Here is a 15239-nt window from a genome sequence, read left to right on the forward strand (position 1 = left end):
CGGGTCGGCACCTGGCAGTGTGGTCCTCCTTCGACCTCGGGGGGTTCCATGCGTGTTCGCGCCGTCGCACTGGCCGTCGTCTCCGCCGCTGCGCTGCTCACGGCCTGCAGCGGTAGCCGGTCGCCCTCCGCGGACAATGCCGGGCAGAGCACGGCGAAGTGGTACGCATCGGGCGGGAAGGACAGGATCACCGCTCTGGTGACCACCACGGGCCACGTCCTCGACGGCATCGAGACGATGAACTCGGGGGGCTACACGCAGGTCGGCCTCACCCGCCTGAACACCTGGTGCGGTGCGCTGGTCGGTGATGTCCAGAAGGCGGAGGCCTACGCCCCCGTGCCGGACGAGAAGATCCAGTACTCGTGGGCGGCCGCCGTCGGCCAGCTGGGTCAGGGCGCAGCGGCGTGCAAGGACGCGACGTCCACCAGCGGAAACGTTCCCGCTGCGGTCACGGCGAGTGCCGCGACGCTGAAGTCGGGGCTCACCAACCTCAGGACCGTTCTGGAGACCGTCGACACCTCCGCGGCGAGCCCCGCACACTGACGCACCGTCGGCACCGTCCGCCACCGGCCCGATGCATCATCAGATCAACCGGGACCACCGGCATTCGGCGGTAGGCGGCCGAAGTGCTTCGTGATACCTTCTGTGCCGCCGTGCGCCACTGCGAACCCGAGGAGGTGAGACCGATCAACGCTGTCACAGGTCGGGCCTCCCTCCCCCGCATGGCCCAGGGAGTGCCCGCACAAGGCATCCCGAAAGGCTTGGAACGCCATGCGCTTCACCTCCGAATCGTCGTCCCGCGGTGTCCGCGAACAGCTCTTCGACCTGGGTGACGTACCCGGTGTGCTGTGGACCCCGGAAGACGCCACCGGCCTCCGCCCCCTGATCGTGATGGGGCACGGCGGCGGCCGGCACAAGAAGGACCCCGACATCGAGGCCCGTGCGCGCCGCTTCGCCACCGAGTGCGGCTTCGCCGTGGTCGCGGTCGACGTACCCGGCCACGGCGACCGGCCGGTGGACGAGGAGTTCGACCGGATCGCGACCGAGAACCGGGCCCGCGTCGAGGCCGGCGAGGACCTGGCCCTGCTGATCGCCGAGTTCCAGGCCCTCGTGGCACGCCGGACCGTCCCGGAGTGGCGGTCGGTCCTGGACGCGGTCCAGCGGCTCGAGCACGTCGGCGCCGGCCCGGTCGGCTACTGGGGGATCTCGCTGGGCTGCGGGCTCGGTGTCCCGTTCGTCGCCGCCGAACCCCGCATCCGCGCCGCCGTGCTGGGCCTGGGCGGGGCGACGGCCTCGGCCGAGGACGCCGCGAGGATCACCGTCCCGGTGGAGTTCCTCCTGCAGTGGGACGACGAGCGCGCGCCGCGCGCCGCCGGCCTGGCCCTGTTCGACGCCATCGCCTCCACCGAGAAGACCCTGCACGCCAACCCCGGCAAGCACGCCGAGGTCCCGGCCTTCGAACTCGACAGCAACATCCGGTTCTTCACCCGCCACCTCGGCTGACACCCGGTCCGTGTTGCGGACATCCGACGGGGCCGGCCCGGTCCGTCCTCGGGCGAGCAGCCCGGGCCGGCCCGGGCCTGCGCGAAGCGCTCCGGGTTGCCGTGGGCCCGAACTGATGCCCTGTTTCGTCATGTGATCCCATCTCTTTGAACGTCCGCCGGGGCCCGCGGCCCGGGGTGACGCCACGTGGCTTCTGCCCGCCGCGGTGGTTCGGGTGCGCACGCGTACGCCAGCCTGCGCCCGCGGACGGACGGCCACCACCCGTGGGTTCCACTCGGAGCAGTCCCGCGGCGGTCGCGCACGTGTGTCGTTGCCGGGGATTCGGAGAGCCGGATCCCGTCCGGGCCGGAATCTCCTGTCTGCCCGTCAGTTAGTGTCCGATTCTCGGAATTCCGGCGTTCGAGGCCTTCATGACACCAGGTCAGGAGGGACTGTCAGTGCTCGGCCGTAGTGTGGAACCAACGTCGGAGGGGGCGCCGGAAAGGCGTCGAAAAAGCGCGTTGGAAAAGGGGATGAGCCATGTCTGCGAAGCGGATCAAGCACAAGGTCAACCACGTCTCGCTCGTGGTCGACAAGTCCGGCTCGATGCGCCAGCACGAGGCGCAGCTCGTCCGGGTGGTGGACGAGTTCGTGAAGGGCCTTCAGGAGGAGTCCGACCGGCTCGGCCACGAGACGCGCATCAGCCTCTACGCCTTCGACCACGAGGTGCAGAACCTCGTCTGGGACATGGACGTCAAGCACCTGCCGTCCCTGCGGGGCCTCTACGAGGTCAACAACGGTGCGACGGCACTGATCGAGGCGGCCGTGAAGTCCGTCGACGACCTGAAGAACATCTGGGAGGGGTACGGGGAGCACTCCTTCCTCCAGGTCGTCGTCACCGACGGCGAGGAGAACGCCTCCGGCTGCTCGGAGTCCGGTCAGATGCACACCCGCATGGCCGCCGGCCGGGGCGCCGCCGTCCTGAAGAGCTGGATAGGCCGCATCCAGGGCGCCATGGACGACCTCCCCGACCACTGGACCTCGGCGATCCTGGTCCCGAACTCCCTGGCCAAGCGCACCGCTCAGGAGTACGGCTTCCCGGCGGGCAACATCGCGATCTGGGACGCGGACTCCAGCAAGGGCGTCGAGGAGGCCATCAGCACCGTCAAGTCGGCCGCCACGAGCTTCCTGCGGGGCCGCGAGCAGGGCGTGCGCGGCACCAGGAACCTGTTCGCCATGGGCCAGGACCTGAGCACGGCCGACGTGAAGGCCAATCTCGACGCCCTGGACACCGGCAAGTACATCCTGGTCCCGGTCGACGAGCAGACACCGATCCGCGACTTCGTCACCAGCGCCGGGTACCCGTACAAGACCGGCTGCGCCTTCTACGAGCTGTCCAAGCGGGAGAAGATCCAGGGCAGCAAGCAGCTCGCCGTGGCGGAGAAGGACCCGGCCACCGGCCGGATGACGGGCAGGGTGTTCTCGGGCCCGGCGGCCCGCCGGCTCCTCGGCCTGCCGGCGTCGGAGGTCTCGGTGAAGCCGGGCGAGAACCCGTCGTACACCGTGTTCGTCCAGTCGACCTCCGTCAACCGGAAGCTGGTGCCGGGCACCAAGCTGCTCGTCATGCTGTGAGTGAGGACCGCGACCCGGTCACGGACCCGGCAACCCTTCGGGTCTGTGTCCAACCGGCGGGGTCAGTCTCCCGGGGCGGGGCGGCCTGCGGGATGTCAGCGGAGTGCCGGCGCGAGCAGGGCGGCCGTGCGGGCGATCAGGGGTTCGTCGGCGGTGGCGTCCGACTCCGTCCTGGTGGACAGGACGGACAGCACCAAGGGGGTCCCGTCGGCGGTCCAGGCGATGCCCACGTCGTTGGTGGTTCCGTAGCTCCCGGTACCGGTCTTGTCCGCGAGGGCCCAGTGCCCGGGCAGGCCGGCGCGCAGGCGGGCAGCGCCGGTGGTGTTGGTGAGCAGCCACTCGGTCAGCCGCCGCCGGTCCCTCGGGGCGAGTGCCGTGCCGAGGACGAGGTGCGCGAGTGTTCGCGCGATGGCGGCCGGACTGGTCGTGTCGGTCACGCGCCCCGGTTCGGCGGAGTTCAGCGCGGGCTCCCAGCGGTCCAGGCGGGTCACCCGGTCGCCGAGTGACCCGCAGAAGCGGGTGATCGCCGAGGGGCCGCCCAGCTCGCGCATCAGGAGGTTGTCGGCGGCGTTGTCGCTGTGGTCGAGCGCCGCGGCGCACAATTCGGCGATCGTCATGCCGGCCGCCAGGTGCTCGGGAGTGCCCGTGACCGGCGCGTAGCCCGCATCGGCGACGTCCTTGCCGGTGTAGCGGATGCGCCGGGCGAGGAACTCCCCGTCCCGGTCGAGGTCCCGCAGCACGGCGGCGACCGTCACGATCTTGTGCACGGAACAGATCGGGAACAGCTCGTGCGCACGGTGCAGCACCTGCGCGCCCATGACCGTGTTCCGCGCGAAAACGCCCAGCCGGGCACCGTGCTCACGCTCGAGGCCGGCCAGCGCCCGGGGGACGTCGTCCCCGCGCCGGGGCGTCCTGCTCGCCGCACGGGCCGGCCCACCCGTCGACATCGCGGCGGCCAGAACCGTCCCGGCCCCCATGCCCAGGACCGCCCGGCGACTCGCGTGTCCATCGGTCGTCGTCACGTCCGCATCCCCTCTGTCCGAAGTCCGTCATGGGAGGGGACACCTCTGAGCCCCGCTCAGTTCGTCCTACCTGATTCGGCTCCGGCTCCGCGCGAGCCGCGGCTGTGCCGCCACCGTGCACGACCCCCGTCCCGCTTCTTGCGGTCGGGGCCGTGCACGGTGGCGGCCGCGGTCAGCCCATGCTCTTCGCGCCGTCCAGGGATTCGCGGATGATGTCGGCGTGACCGGCGTGCTGGGCGGTCTCGGCGACGATGTGCAGCAGGATGCGGCGGACCGACCACTCCTCGTCGGCCGCGAACCACGGGGCCTTCGGCAGCGGCCGGCGGGCGTCCAGGTCCGGGAGCACGGCGACCAGGTCGTCGGTGCGGCGGGCGACCTCCTCGTAGTCGGCCAGCACGCCGGCGAGCGTCTCGCCGGGCAGCATCCGGAACTCGTCGGCCCGGCGGGCGAAGTCGGCCTCGGTCCAGGAGGTGAAGTCGGGCATCGCCGACGGCCCCTCCTGGATGAAGGCGGCCCAGGTCCGCTCGACCGAGGCGACGTGCTTGATCAGGCCGCCCAGGCACAGTTCGCTGTCCGTGGTCCGCCGGCCGGCCTGCTCGTCGGTGAGGTCGCGGGTGGTGAAGCGCAGGAACCTGCGCTGCTTGGCCAGCGCCACCAGCAGGTCGGCGCGCTCGCCGGTGGGAGCGGGCGCAGTGGTGGGCTCGTCGATCGTCCGGGTCTCGTTCAAGGTGTCCGCCTTCCGGTGTCTTCGCTCCGTCGGTCAGGTACCACGCTAGGGATCGTTCAGGTCAGTTCCCGACCTGAATTCCGAATGAATCGGGGCCGCCCGGCCTGCGATGATGATCAGATGAAAGAGGGCCAGGCCGCACCGACACCCGTCATCCTCGGCATAGACGACCTCCGGGCACTCCCCAGAGCCACGCGGATCGCGCGCACCAGCCGCGAAGGCATCCAGCTCCTGGAGGAGCACCGGGACGGCTTCATCGACGAGCTGTGGCTCGACCACGATCTCGGCGGCGACGACAGCATCCTGCCCGTGGTGACCCTCATGGAAGAAGCCGCCTTCAGCGGTCGGCCCTTCCGGATCGGAACCGTCTACGTTCACAGCGCCAACCCCATCGGCGCCGAAACCGTCGTCAGGTCGCTCACACACTGGGCCTACCGAGTCCGGCGGGCCACGGCCTAGGAATCCGACAGCAGGCCCGGACCTCGCCTCCCGCCCGGCCGGCGGCCGCGGTGCCGGGGGCGGCGGTGCGGTCGGCGCTCCCCAGCGCGGTGGCCAGGGTGTCGCAGGCCCGGATGCGGATCTCGGGGTCCGGATCGTGCAGAACCCCGAGGAGCAGGGCGGTGTCGGCGGTGACGGCGTGGCGCGACGCCTCGATGGCCCAGTTCACCGCGTAGCCGTCACGCGAACACCACAGGCCCGGCCGGGCCGTCAGCAGGAACTCGTGGCGTGGGCCCAGCCCCCAGCGCTGCTGGCGGGACACCTCGGTGACGAGGCCGAGGGCATGCGCACGGCCGTGGGCCGGCGGGTCAGCAGCGAGGCCGGAGCTTGCACCGGCGGTCACCTTCTTGGGCGACGATCAGCATGGTGGCCCACTCGACGGGAGCATGCGGCAGGTCAAGTGCGGCAAGGTAGGTGACCAACGGGGCTCTCCGGCGGAATAGTCGAGACTTCAGACATTTCCATGAACCGACCGGGAGCCTCGTTCGTCACGCCACTTGTCCGGCAGCACCGAACCTCGAGCTCGCGCCCTCGAAGTCTGATCTGAAAAAGCTCCTTGGTCGGAATGATATGCACATAATCGCCCACCCGTTCGAGTGGGAGTTTATGCATGCAAATGTTGATGCGCTCCTGGCTCGCATCGCCGACCGCGAACCGCCCCTCCGACTCGCGGCTCAACGACAAGAATTTCCGGCCGCGTGTACTACGATCCGTCGCTAGCATCACACGATCGACCGCTGCTCACCCAATCGACAGGAGGCTCGATGATCGGCGTGCTCGTGACTTTCACGCAGACGGACAAGTTCGACCGTTCAGCTGTCGCAAAGATTGCCGGCGAACTCCGCGGACCGTTCGAAGGCATGGCCGGCCTTCGCTTCAAGAGCTTCATGCTCGACGAAGACGGCGTTCAGGCAAGGAACTTCTACGTGTGGGATGACGAGGAGAAAGGACGCTCCTTCTTCACGGAGGAGCTCGTCGACAAGGTGGCGGGGGTTTATGGCGCCCCGCCCAAAATCGAATACCTCGATATCGTGGGGTTCGTCGACAACTCTGGCGCCTGATTCTCAAGGGCGCTGTCGCACAAACCTTTGCCGTCCTGGCCGTTTTGGACCATCTGGGCATGCCTCAGAACTTCCTCACATGCGATCGAGACCGACCGCTGCTGCAGTCCTGCAGCCGCCTGACCTGCGCGACTGGCTGCCCGAGGACCGCCTTGCCCGGTTCGTGATCGAGGCGATCGATCAGCTCCACGTCGAGCCCTTCTACGGCGCCCATCGCTCCGACGGGCACGGCCCGGGCTGCCCATGAGCCGAAGACGATGCTCCCCTGCTCGCTACTCCTACTGCGTCGGCGAGCGAAGCCCGTGCGGGATCGAGCGACGCTGCCGCGAGAGCGTCGCCTTCAGGTGACCTGCGCAAACCGGGCCCCCGACGACGCACGATCGCCCGCTTCCGGGTCCGCCACCAGAGGGCCCTCGCTGACCTCTTCGGCCAGGTGGTCGGCCTCTGCGCCGAGGCCGGCCCGGTCGAGGTGGCGGCGCTCGCCGTCGACGGCTCGAAGTTCGAGGCCTCGGCCTCCCACCACGGAGTGATGCGCGACGGGCGCCGCTTCGGCGGCGCCCGGGACGTGGTGCTGCCCTCCCACCGCGACGGCGGGCAGGCCCAGTACCTCGCCGCGCCCGTGCCCGAGGACGGCCGGGACGAGCGGCTCGCCGAGGTCCTGGGCTGGGCCCGCGAGCACCTCCACGAGCCGCTGCCGGTCACGGAACTGGCCCGCCGCGCCATGATGAGCAGACGTTCCTTCACCCGCCGCTTCACCGCCGCGACCGGCACCACCCCGCACGCCTGGCTGCGCAGCCTCCGTCTGAGCAGAGCCGAGGAACTCCTGGAAACCACGGACCTCCCCGTCGAGGAGATCGCCCGCCGGGTCGGCTACCAGAGCGCAGCGGTGCTGCGCGAGCAGTTCGTACGGCGCCGGGGAGTACCTCCCAGTTTCTACCGGCGCGCCTTCACCACCACGCCGTAGCGGACCGGGCAAGCCACCGCACCCGGCGCGTACGGCTGTACTCGGGAAGGGGTGGCGGCGAACCCGGTCCAACCCGGACTCGCTCGCGAGGACGTCCGGGAGTACCGGGGGACGTCGGGCGGCATCCCCCTCGGGTACGCGGGGCATGCTGATCCCTGCCGTGCGGCTGGTGATCAGGTCGGGGAACTCCCGCAGGACCGGACAGCGCCGTGCGGGGAAGCGCGCCGATGAGAGAGCCGAGGAGCTCGATGCCCACCACCCCCACCCCCGAGCAGATCAACACCGTGGTCGCCTTCATCGACCGCTGTGCCCGCGAGGCCCGCGACCGGGTCTTCGCCGTCGAGGAGGTCGGCGGCGAGGCCGCCGAGGGCATCCGCCGGACCGAGGCCGGCCTCCACATCGCCACCGTGCACCTCGGCGGCACCGCGCTGTACGAGCTGACCCAGGCCCCCGAGCCCAACGCCCGTACTGTCGCGGTCTGCTGGGAGGCGCTGACCAAGACCGCCCAGACGTGGGTCGAGCACCCGGGCTACCCCGCCTTCCTGCCCAGGCCCGACTGGGCCCGGTGACAAGACGCGGTGGCCCGGTCCACCGCCATGCCGTCCATGCCGTCCACGCTGAACGTACGGGTGTGCCGGGACTTCTGACGGGTCAGTACCTGCGACCGCAGATCTCCCGCACCCAGGGTTTCTGGACGGCGGGCATCCGCGTTACCGTCTCCCCGAACGCGACCCCGACCGGCCCGGCGGCACCCGGTCGCGGCAGCGCCGACGAGAAGAGAGTCACTACATGCGCGTGTTGTTGATGGCCTACGGGTCGCGTGGAGACGTCGAACCGCTGGTGGCGGTCGCGGTGCAGCTGCGGGATCTCGGCGCGGACGTGCGGATGTGCACCCCGCCGGACTTCGCGGAACTGTTCGACTCCGTCGGCCTCCCGCTGGTGCCGATCGGCGAGCCGGTGCGTCCGTTCGTGAAGGGAGTGCTGACCGGGAAGACGCAGGCGCCCGCGGAGGGGCTGCCCGCACGCGCGGCCGCGATGACCGCCACGACGTACGAGGCGGTCGTCACGGCGGCCGAGGGATGCGACGTGATCCTGGCGACCGGTCTGCTCCCGGCCGCGGCCGGCGCGCGGACGGCCGCCGAGCACCTGGGCATCCCCTACGTGTTCGTGGCCTACTTTCCTGCCTACCTGCCCTCGCCGCACCACCCGCCGTTCGAGCGGCCGGGCCGGCCGTTCCCGCCCGGCGTGACCGACAACCGGGCGCTGTGGGACCTGGACACCGAGACCATGAACGTGCTGTTCGGGACCGGTCTCAACACCCACCGGGCGTCCGTCGGCCTGCCGCCGGTGGACCGCTTCCGCGACCACGTCCTCACCGATCGCCCCTGGCTGGCCACCGACCCGGTCCTGAGCCCGTGGCAGGAGACGGCGGACCTCGAGGTGGTGCAGACCGGCGCGTGGTTCCGGACGGACGACCGCCCGCTGCCGGCCGACGTGGAGGCGTTCCTGGACGCCGGCGAACCGCCGGTGTACGTGGGGTTCGGCAGCATTCCCGTACGCGACGAGGAGGACGTGGCCCGTGCGGCCGTCGAGGCGGTCCGCGCGCAGGGCCGCCGCGTGCTCCTCTCCCGCGGCTGGGCCGACCTGGCCGTGGCCGACGACCAGGACGACTGCCTCGCCGTCGGCGAGGTCAACCACCACGCGCTGTTCCCGCGCGTCGCCGCCGTCGTCCACCACGGCGGCGCCGGCACCACGACCACGGCCGCCCGGGCCGGCGCGCCCCAGGTGGTCCTACCCCAACTGGCGGATCAGCCGTACTGGGCCGCCCGCGTGACCGACCTGGGCATCGGCGCGGCGCACGACGGCCCGAACCCGACCTTCGAGTCCCTGTCGGCCGCGCTCGCTGTGGCCCTGGCCCCGGAGACCCGCGCCCGGGCGACCGCGGTGGCCGCCGCGGTCGCGACCGACGGGGCCGCGGTCGCCGCGAAGATGCTGCTGGAGTCCGTCCCTCGGGAAGAGCGCCCCGTGTCCGCATGAACGTCGGGGTCGGAGGAGTGCCGGCGGACCCCTCGGTCCCAGGGCTGCTCCTTCGGATCACCCTGCAGGCCGGACCACCGGGGCGGTCCCATGAAGACCGCCCCGGCGGCGGCACAGCGGAGCGCGACCACGCGCTGTCCCGGAAGCACCACACGGTGGCCTTCCATCGACGAGCGCATCGTTGCGAGCCGGCTGTTCGGTGCGGGCGTGCTTTCGCGTGCGGCGCTACCGTGCGGTGCGGCGGCCGTTCTTGCGCAGCCGCGTGCTGCCGAGGGCGGCGGCGAGGAGGAGGACGACGATGCCGATGAAGAGGAGGTAGAGCAGGCCGTCCGCGGTCACGCCGATGAGTCCGAGCACGATCGCGACGAGCACCAGGAAGAGGATCCAGGCCATGGAAGTTCGCCTCCGGCGGACGGGATGACGGTGCCCGGGGCCGCCGCCGACGAGTGTGACACCCGGCGAACGGTCCCCGGCAGCGGGCCTGCTGTCCAGGCCTGCCCGGGGCGCGTGCCCAGTCGGCGCCCGTTGAAGCGCGCCGTCGGCGGGGACTGCGAAAGCGGGACGGGGACCGGTACCCGCCTCCGGTTCGGCTGACATGGTCCCGGTCGGGCGGGGAAGGCGGGAGGGACGAACTGTGCCCGATACCTGGAGGCGTTCATGACCATGGCCATGGTGTTGCTGGTGGTTCCACTCGCTCTCGCGGCGGTCCTGACCGCGACCGCTCCCTCAGCCGTCCACCGTCACCGCGGCCCGCGGGCCACCGCTGTCCGCGGCGAGCGGGCCGCCCGGCCGCGGCACGCCCGCCGCGCCCGCTGACCCGATCGCACGGTCGCTGCTCCCGCAGCCGGGGCATCGGGTTCGGGCGGACCCGCGCACGGCCACCGTCGCCGACAGCGCGGGCCGCTCGTTCGACCCGACGTCCACGCGCCCGGCCGCCTGCCCGGAGCCGTCACCGCCGGATCCGCGACCCACGGTGATCTCCGGGCCGGTTCGTGGCCGGGGCGGCCCGGGCCCGGCCGATTTCGCCGCTCGGGCGTGACCGTGGCAGGCCGGCGGCAGTCCCGGCGGGGCGGCGGAAGGAACGCACGGGCGTGACGGGTGATCTGAAGACCGCGGGAGGCGGCCCGGCACGCCGGGCCGCCACGGTCTCCGGCGCGTAGGCGGCTGCGCTTGGGGTAGACGTCGGGGTCGGAACCTTCGGCTACGACCGGGAACCACCGTGTGCCCTTCCCCCTCCACCGTGGTCCGGGGCCGCCACCGACCGGGCCCCCCACCCCGAGCGGCTCCCTCCGGCCCGGACCCGCTGTTCGACCACTGAGCGACCGGGGCGAGCCGGGCCCGCTCCGATGCTTCGCGTATTCGGGGCTGCGGCGGGCCGACCTGGGAGGCCGTGGAAAGGAGACGTCATGACCGTGATGCCGCGAAGCGGTGGAGGCAGTGCCGCGGCGACCGGGGGTGCGGGTTCGGGGACGTTGTACGACGTTGTCGAGCTGATCCTGGACCGGGGCCTGGTCATCGACGTGTTCGTGCGGGTGTCGCTGCTCGGGATCGAGATCCTGAAGGTCGACGTGCGGGTGGTCGTGGCCAGCGTCGACACGTACTTGCGGTTCGCCGAGGCCTGCAACCGGCTCGACCTGGAGTCCGGTCGCAACGTTCCGGCCAGGCTCACCGACATGATCAGTGGCACCACCGGCAAAGCCGTGGAAGGCGTGGCCCGGAAGAAGAGCAAGGGGGCCGTCGCCAGCGCCGTGGAGTCGATCACCGACACACTGCGCGAGAGCGACGAGGACCGAGAACCCGACGTGTCCGAGGAGCGACGCCCGCCGCGCCGGTCCTCCCGGCACCGGGAGGAGTGAACGGACGGCGCGGTCCGGGCGCCCGACGCGGGGCGATCCCGTAGAGGCCGATCTCCGGCCGATGTGTCGCTCTTCCCAGGCGGGCCGGTCGACCAGCGGGTCGTGCGGGGCGCAGGCAGGGGGACGTCGTGAGACCGGGGCGGCCGTCGCCCGGCGGCAGGATCGCGGCGGGCCCGAGGCTCGGCCTGCTCGGCGACCGGGCCCGGGCCCCTGCGCAGGGTGGGCAGCACGGTACGGCGTCGCCGGCCCTCCAGTTCCAGTGCGAGCGCGGCGTACGGCGCCACTGCGGTGACGATCGCGTCGGCGACGCCGGCAGCGACCTTCCAGCCGGTGCCGTCGGAGTGCTCGTACGTGCCGGTGAGAAGGACCAGCAGAGCGGCGGTGAGCAGGACGACGCAGGCGACGGGCTCGTCGACGGCTGCGACGGCCGGGATTGTCAGAACCAGGCCGGCCGTGTCGCCGGTGCCCCGGGCGGGCTGCCCAGCAGGATCAGCCCCAGGGCCGGCCAGGTCACCGCGAGCACGCCCAGGCCGGTCGCTGTCGGACGACCCGGAGCAATCGGCTCAGCCGACCGGGCAGTTCGTGGCCGTGCCGGGCGGCGGCGACTTCACGCGCCTCACCCGTGGGGGCGGATCGGAGGCGTCGGGCATTCCTGGCGGGGGCGGCAGGTCGGGCAGGAGCGGCACCGGTCTGCCGGGCGGTCGTCCCGGGAGGGGCGGCGCCGGCGGCAGGGGCCCGGCCGCCAAGGACACGGCTGTCATGACTCGTTCTCCTTCTCCACCCCCGTCACAGCGGGTACCCGAATTCTCCGCACCGTCACACCCGGGCCCCGACCACATGGACGGAATGCCGGCGGCGCACGGCCGGCTCCACGACGGCCGTGCGCTGTGCGCCGTACTGCCGGGTGCATTTCGGTCGCGCCTCGTTGAGCCGGCGCCCCGGCTGTGCTGCGCTGTCCGGCATGGGTGTGCGGGCCGGGCGACGCGTGTCGCGCAGCGCGGTGCTCGCGATGGTCCTCGTTGCGGGCACCGCAGGGTGCGGGCAGCTGTCCGGTCGCGAGGACGCGGCCTCGGCAGTGGTGAACCGCTTCGAGCAGGATGCCGCCCGCGGCGACGGGGCGGCGATGTGCGCCGCCCTGGCCCCGGGCACCCGCGAGGAGCTGGAGGACCAGGAGGAGTCGGACTGCGAGCAGGCCGTGACCGGGCTCGGCCTGCCGGACGGGGGGACCCTTCGCCGGGTCGACGTGTTCGGGCAGCAGGCCCGCGCCGTCCTGCAGGGCGACACGGTCTTCCTGTCCGCCTTTCCCGGCGGCTGGAAGGTCACCGCCGCGGGCTGCGAACCCCGTCCCGGCATGCCCTACCGGTGCGACCTGAAGGGGGACTGACCGTGCGTGCCCTGTTCGCCCTGTGCATCACCGTCGTGGTCGGTGGCCTCGTGTACTTCACCACGATCGGGCTGCTGCAGCGATGAGCGCCGCCACCCGGTTCCTGCGGAACGACAGCCTGACCCTGGCCTTCGGCACCGCCTTCCTGCTGGCGCTCGTCGGACAGGCCGCGGCCGGACGGGCCGACCTCAACAACCAGCTCGTTGCCGCCGGCCTGCAACCGCTCGGCGTCGCCGGCTATCTGGCCAGCTCCGAGTTCGCCGTGGACGTCACGGAGAACTGGCAGTCCGAGTACCTGCAGTTCTTCCTCTACATCTTCGGCACCGTCTGGCTGCTCCAGCGCGGCTCACCGGAGTCCAAGAGCCTGGACAGGGCCGGCACGGAGTCGGAACGCGAGCAGAAGATCGGGCCGCACGCCACCGGCGAGTCACCGGCGTGGGCCCGCACGAGGGGAGTGCGCCTGGTCGTGTACTCGCGCTCCCTCGGCCTGGTCATGGCCCTGTTCTTCCTCGGCTCGTGGGCCTCGCAGTCGATCACCGGCTGGTCCGCCTACAACGCCGACCAACTGCGCGACCTGCAGGCACCCGTCGCCTGGGGCCAGTACGTGCTGTCCGCGGACTTCTGGAACCGCACCCTGCAGAACTGGCAGTCCGAACTCCTCGCCGTCGCATCCATGGCCATCCTCTCCGTGTACCTGCGCCAGCGCGGCTCACCCGAGTCCAAGCCCGTCGGCGCCGCCCACACCTCCACCGGCGTCGAAGGCTGACCCTGAGGCCGACCGCGGCCCGGTCCGCTTCCCTTGCGGGGTCGGGCGCTCCCGAGGTGGGGCGGAGGCGGTGCGATGCCTGTGCCGGATGGCCGCAGGCCGCCCGGTCCCGATGTGCCGGCGCTGGGGCGGCGCCGCTGGACCACTACGCGCCCGGCGCCCGGTACCGGACTCGTTCGGCTTTGCTCAGGGCCTCCATGGTTTCGTCGACGGTCAGGAGAACTGTCGTCTCGAACGAGCTGAGCGCGCCGCCCCCGCTGATCGCCAACGCAACCGCGGCCATGGACACGTTGTCGGGGGCCTCCCACAGGTTGTAGCCGTCGTGGGTGCCGAAGGCGTACCAGAAGCCGTGGAGCTTCCCGCCGACAGACTCGATGTACGCCTTTGCGGCCTTCGTGCGGTCCTCGGGGTGGACGATCAGCCTCGCCCAAGTCTCCGGTGTATAGCTGAACCTTGATAGATAGAGCGGCACCATGTCTCCCTTCGTTCCACCAGGGATGCCCCGGCGGAGCAGGGAACGCGCCGGATGCGGCCCGCATGTCCCCCGAACGGCTGGGGGCGATGACCTGCACGGCCACATCCAACGGGTGGGCGACCTACCAGGGCGCGAGGGTCCTCTCCCAGCACTTCAAAGCGGATCGTGGCTCGTGCACGCCTCGGTGATCCTGTTCCCGGTGCCGTAGGTGTCGTGCCCGAGGCGGGCCACGATGCGCAGGTCGTGCGGGTGGTGGTGCGGCGACGCTGTGCACGGCGACGTCATGGTTGGTGAGGGGCCTACCGCGCCGGTTCATGCTGATGCGGGAGAACAGCCGATGCTCGATCTGTCGGCGGACGAGGAGCACCGCCTGTACGAGCACTACGACCTGTCGTGGGACGAGGCCTGGCAGCGGGCGAACGAGCCCGGCGAGCCCCGCGAGCACGGCTGGGCCCGCGACACCGACACCGGCACCGACACCGAAGGCATAGCCGGCACCGGAGCGGGCGACCCTTCCCCCGGTACGGCCTACACAGCCGAGGGCAGACAGGAGACCGCCATCGGCGCCGGCCTGCGCGGCGGCGGTGACACGGACGAGGCGATGACGCGTTCAGAGGAGGAGATGCACGTCGGCACCGAACGCGTCGAGTCCGGCCGGGTCCGGCTGCGCAAGTACGTGGTGACGGAGAACGTGCAGAAGACCGTGCCGCTGCGCCACTCTTCGGCCACTGAACCGTGAACCGTGCCGCGATGACGATTGCTGCCGCGCACGCGGGTAGACGCGCCTGCACGCCCCGCGGCAGGCCGACGAGGCCGGAGCCCACCGGGCGTGGAAGGAGCGTCGTGATCATGGGCGACGAGGCCGGTCACGTCACCGGCACCAAGGACAAGGACTACGACCTGCTCTGGTACGTCGAGGCGTGCCTGAGCAATGCGCTGCGCCTGGAGACGTACGTGGAGGACGCCGAGCGCGCGGGGGACGGCGATCTCGCGGAGCTGTTCCACAAGGCGCAGGCCGACAGCCGGAAGGGCGCGGAGATGGGCAAGCGGCTGCTCGCCGCCCGCCTGACTGCCGCAGGAGCAACTGAAGGTGCCGGTGAAGGCGCCGGTGAAGGCACAACCGCGGGCACCGGTGAGGGAACCGCCACGGTCCCCGGCGAAAGCGCCGGCGAAGGCGGGGCCCCGGCGCCTGCCGACAACTCCGGCGCCCTGCCGCAGGATCCGACGACCCCGTAGCGGGAACCCCCATCGCACCGGGCGGAGGCCGGGCCCCAGCCGGGCCGGGCTGCGCACGCCGGGGCTCCGTCGGAAGGCGGAGGGAAGTCATGTGAGCAG

18 protein-coding genes and 4 pseudogenes are annotated in these 15239 nt (G+C 71.6%); 16 read left to right on the plus strand and 6 right to left on the minus strand.

Features of this window, described 5'->3' with window-relative positions:
• Nucleotides 1-48: 48 nt before the first annotated feature.
• The 3 genes from AB0M03_RS31095 to AB0M03_RS31105 all read left to right on the plus strand — a co-directional run bounded on the left by AB0M03_RS31095 (nucleotide 49) and on the right by AB0M03_RS31105 (nucleotide 3114).
• On the plus strand, nucleotides 49-543 hold the full coding sequence (locus AB0M03_RS31095) for a hypothetical protein (protein WP_363497478.1): 495 nt from the start codon (nucleotides 49-51) through the stop codon (nucleotides 541-543).
• Nucleotides 544-771: 228 nt separating this feature from the next.
• Nucleotides 772-1503, plus strand: a complete 732-nt coding sequence (locus AB0M03_RS31100) for an alpha/beta hydrolase (protein WP_363497480.1) — start codon at nucleotides 772-774, stop codon at nucleotides 1501-1503.
• Nucleotides 1504-2022: 519 nt separating this feature from the next.
• The gene (locus AB0M03_RS31105) at nucleotides 2023-3114 is read left to right on the plus strand and encodes a vWA domain-containing protein (protein WP_363497483.1); all 1092 of its coding nucleotides are present in this window, start codon (nucleotides 2023-2025) and stop codon (nucleotides 3112-3114) included.
• A 95-nt stretch (nucleotides 3115-3209) separates the two neighbouring features.
• Here the strand turns inward: AB0M03_RS31105 and bla are convergent, their stop codons facing one another.
• Nucleotides 3210-4091, minus strand: coding sequence for a class A beta-lactamase (gene bla, locus AB0M03_RS31110; protein ID WP_363497570.1), 882 nt, complete (start codon nucleotides 4089-4091; stop codon nucleotides 3210-3212).
• Nucleotides 4092-4308: 217 nt separating this feature from the next.
• Nucleotides 4309-4863 carry a DinB family protein gene (locus tag AB0M03_RS31115; protein ID WP_363497486.1) on the minus strand — a complete coding sequence of 185 codons (555 nt, stop codon included), beginning with the start codon at nucleotides 4861-4863 and terminating at the stop codon, nucleotides 4309-4311.
• A gap of 120 nt (nucleotides 4864-4983) precedes the next feature.
• On the opposite strand from AB0M03_RS31115, the gene AB0M03_RS31120 reads away from it, so the two are divergent.
• Nucleotides 4984-5322 carry a cyclic-phosphate processing receiver domain-containing protein gene (locus AB0M03_RS31120; RefSeq protein ID WP_363497489.1) on the plus strand — a complete coding sequence of 113 codons (339 nt, stop codon included), beginning with the start codon at nucleotides 4984-4986 and terminating at the stop codon, nucleotides 5320-5322.
• Here the strand turns inward: AB0M03_RS31120 and AB0M03_RS31125 are convergent.
• Together AB0M03_RS31125 and AB0M03_RS31130 are read right to left on the minus strand one after the other, a co-directional pair.
• Complete coding sequence (locus tag AB0M03_RS31125) at nucleotides 5282-5704, minus strand: hypothetical protein (protein ID WP_363497578.1); 423 nt, start codon at nucleotides 5702-5704, stop codon at nucleotides 5282-5284. The genes AB0M03_RS31120 and AB0M03_RS31125 overlap by 41 nt on opposite strands.
• Nucleotides 5679-5783: pseudogene (locus AB0M03_RS31130) on the minus strand (IS5/IS1182 family transposase); the annotation flags it as partial. The gene AB0M03_RS31125 and the pseudogene AB0M03_RS31130, both read right to left, overlap by 26 nt.
• A 342-nt stretch (nucleotides 5784-6125) precedes the next feature.
• Here AB0M03_RS31130 and AB0M03_RS31135 point away from each other — a divergent pair.
• The 6 genes and pseudogenes from AB0M03_RS31135 to AB0M03_RS31160 all read left to right on the plus strand — a co-directional run bounded on the left by AB0M03_RS31135 (nucleotide 6126) and on the right by AB0M03_RS31160 (nucleotide 9423).
• Entirely contained in the window at nucleotides 6126-6422 is a 297-nt protein-coding gene (locus AB0M03_RS31135; protein ID WP_363497492.1) for a hypothetical protein, read from the plus strand.
• Between the two features lie 79 nt (nucleotides 6423-6501).
• Nucleotides 6502-6669, plus strand: a complete 168-nt coding sequence (locus tag AB0M03_RS31140; protein WP_363497495.1) for a hypothetical protein — start codon at nucleotides 6502-6504, stop codon at nucleotides 6667-6669.
• Nucleotides 6670-6795: 126 nt separating this feature from the next.
• Nucleotides 6796-6945: pseudogene (locus tag AB0M03_RS31145) on the plus strand (IS5/IS1182 family transposase); the annotation flags it as partial.
• 33 nt (nucleotides 6946-6978) lie between these two features.
• Nucleotides 6979-7386, plus strand: a pseudogene (locus tag AB0M03_RS31150) (helix-turn-helix domain-containing protein); the annotation flags it as partial.
• Nucleotides 7387-7634: 248 nt separating this feature from the next.
• Complete coding sequence (locus AB0M03_RS31155) at nucleotides 7635-7955, plus strand: hypothetical protein (RefSeq protein WP_363497498.1); 321 nt, start codon at nucleotides 7635-7637, stop codon at nucleotides 7953-7955.
• Nucleotides 7956-8175: 220 nt separating this feature from the next.
• Nucleotides 8176-9423, plus strand: coding sequence for a glycosyltransferase (locus AB0M03_RS31160; protein WP_363497501.1), 1248 nt, complete (start codon nucleotides 8176-8178; stop codon nucleotides 9421-9423).
• 225 nt (nucleotides 9424-9648) lie between these two features.
• On the opposite strand, the gene AB0M03_RS31165 is transcribed toward AB0M03_RS31160, so the two are convergent.
• On the minus strand, nucleotides 9649-9816 hold the full coding sequence (locus AB0M03_RS31165; protein ID WP_363497503.1) for a hypothetical protein: 168 nt from the start codon (nucleotides 9814-9816) through the stop codon (nucleotides 9649-9651).
• 264 nt (nucleotides 9817-10080) lie between these two features.
• Here AB0M03_RS31165 and AB0M03_RS31170 point away from each other — a divergent pair, with 264 nt between their 5' ends.
• The 4 genes from AB0M03_RS31170 (at nucleotide 10081) to AB0M03_RS31185 (ending at nucleotide 13429) form a co-directional block, all read left to right on the plus strand.
• Nucleotides 10081-10239, plus strand: coding sequence for a hypothetical protein (locus AB0M03_RS31170; RefSeq protein ID WP_363497506.1), 159 nt, complete (start codon nucleotides 10081-10083; stop codon nucleotides 10237-10239).
• Between the two features lie 590 nt (nucleotides 10240-10829).
• Nucleotides 10830-11279 carry a gas vesicle protein GvpJ gene (gene gvpJ, locus AB0M03_RS31175; RefSeq protein ID WP_363497509.1) on the plus strand — a complete coding sequence of 150 codons (450 nt, stop codon included), beginning with the start codon at nucleotides 10830-10832 and terminating at the stop codon, nucleotides 11277-11279.
• A gap of 1009 nt (nucleotides 11280-12288) precedes the next feature.
• Nucleotides 12289-12663: a hypothetical protein gene (locus AB0M03_RS31180; protein WP_363497512.1), complete on the plus strand. Its 375-nt coding sequence runs from the start codon at nucleotides 12289-12291 to the stop codon at nucleotides 12661-12663.
• 82 nt (nucleotides 12664-12745) lie between these two features.
• Nucleotides 12746-13429, plus strand: a complete 684-nt coding sequence (locus tag AB0M03_RS31185) for a DUF6766 family protein (protein WP_363497514.1) — start codon at nucleotides 12746-12748, stop codon at nucleotides 13427-13429.
• 145 nt (nucleotides 13430-13574) lie between these two features.
• On the opposite strand, the gene AB0M03_RS31190 is transcribed toward AB0M03_RS31185, so the two are convergent.
• Nucleotides 13575-13901, minus strand: a complete 327-nt coding sequence (locus AB0M03_RS31190; RefSeq protein WP_363497572.1) for a GYD domain-containing protein — start codon at nucleotides 13899-13901, stop codon at nucleotides 13575-13577.
• 604 nt (nucleotides 13902-14505) lie between these two features.
• On the opposite strand from AB0M03_RS31190, the gene AB0M03_RS31195 reads away from it, so the two are divergent.
• Both AB0M03_RS31195 and AB0M03_RS31200 read left to right on the plus strand, forming a co-directional pair.
• Nucleotides 14506-14643, plus strand: a complete 138-nt coding sequence (locus AB0M03_RS31195; protein WP_363497575.1) for a DUF2382 domain-containing protein — start codon at nucleotides 14506-14508, stop codon at nucleotides 14641-14643.
• 110 nt (nucleotides 14644-14753) lie between these two features.
• A pseudogene (locus AB0M03_RS31200) lies at nucleotides 14754-14972 on the plus strand (hypothetical protein); the annotation flags it as partial.
• Between the last annotated feature and the right edge of the window lie 267 nt (nucleotides 14973-15239).

Source organism: Kitasatospora sp. NPDC051914 (genome assembly GCF_040680995.1).
In the GTDB taxonomy this organism is placed as follows: domain Bacteria; phylum Actinomycetota; class Actinomycetes; order Streptomycetales; family Streptomycetaceae; genus Kitasatospora.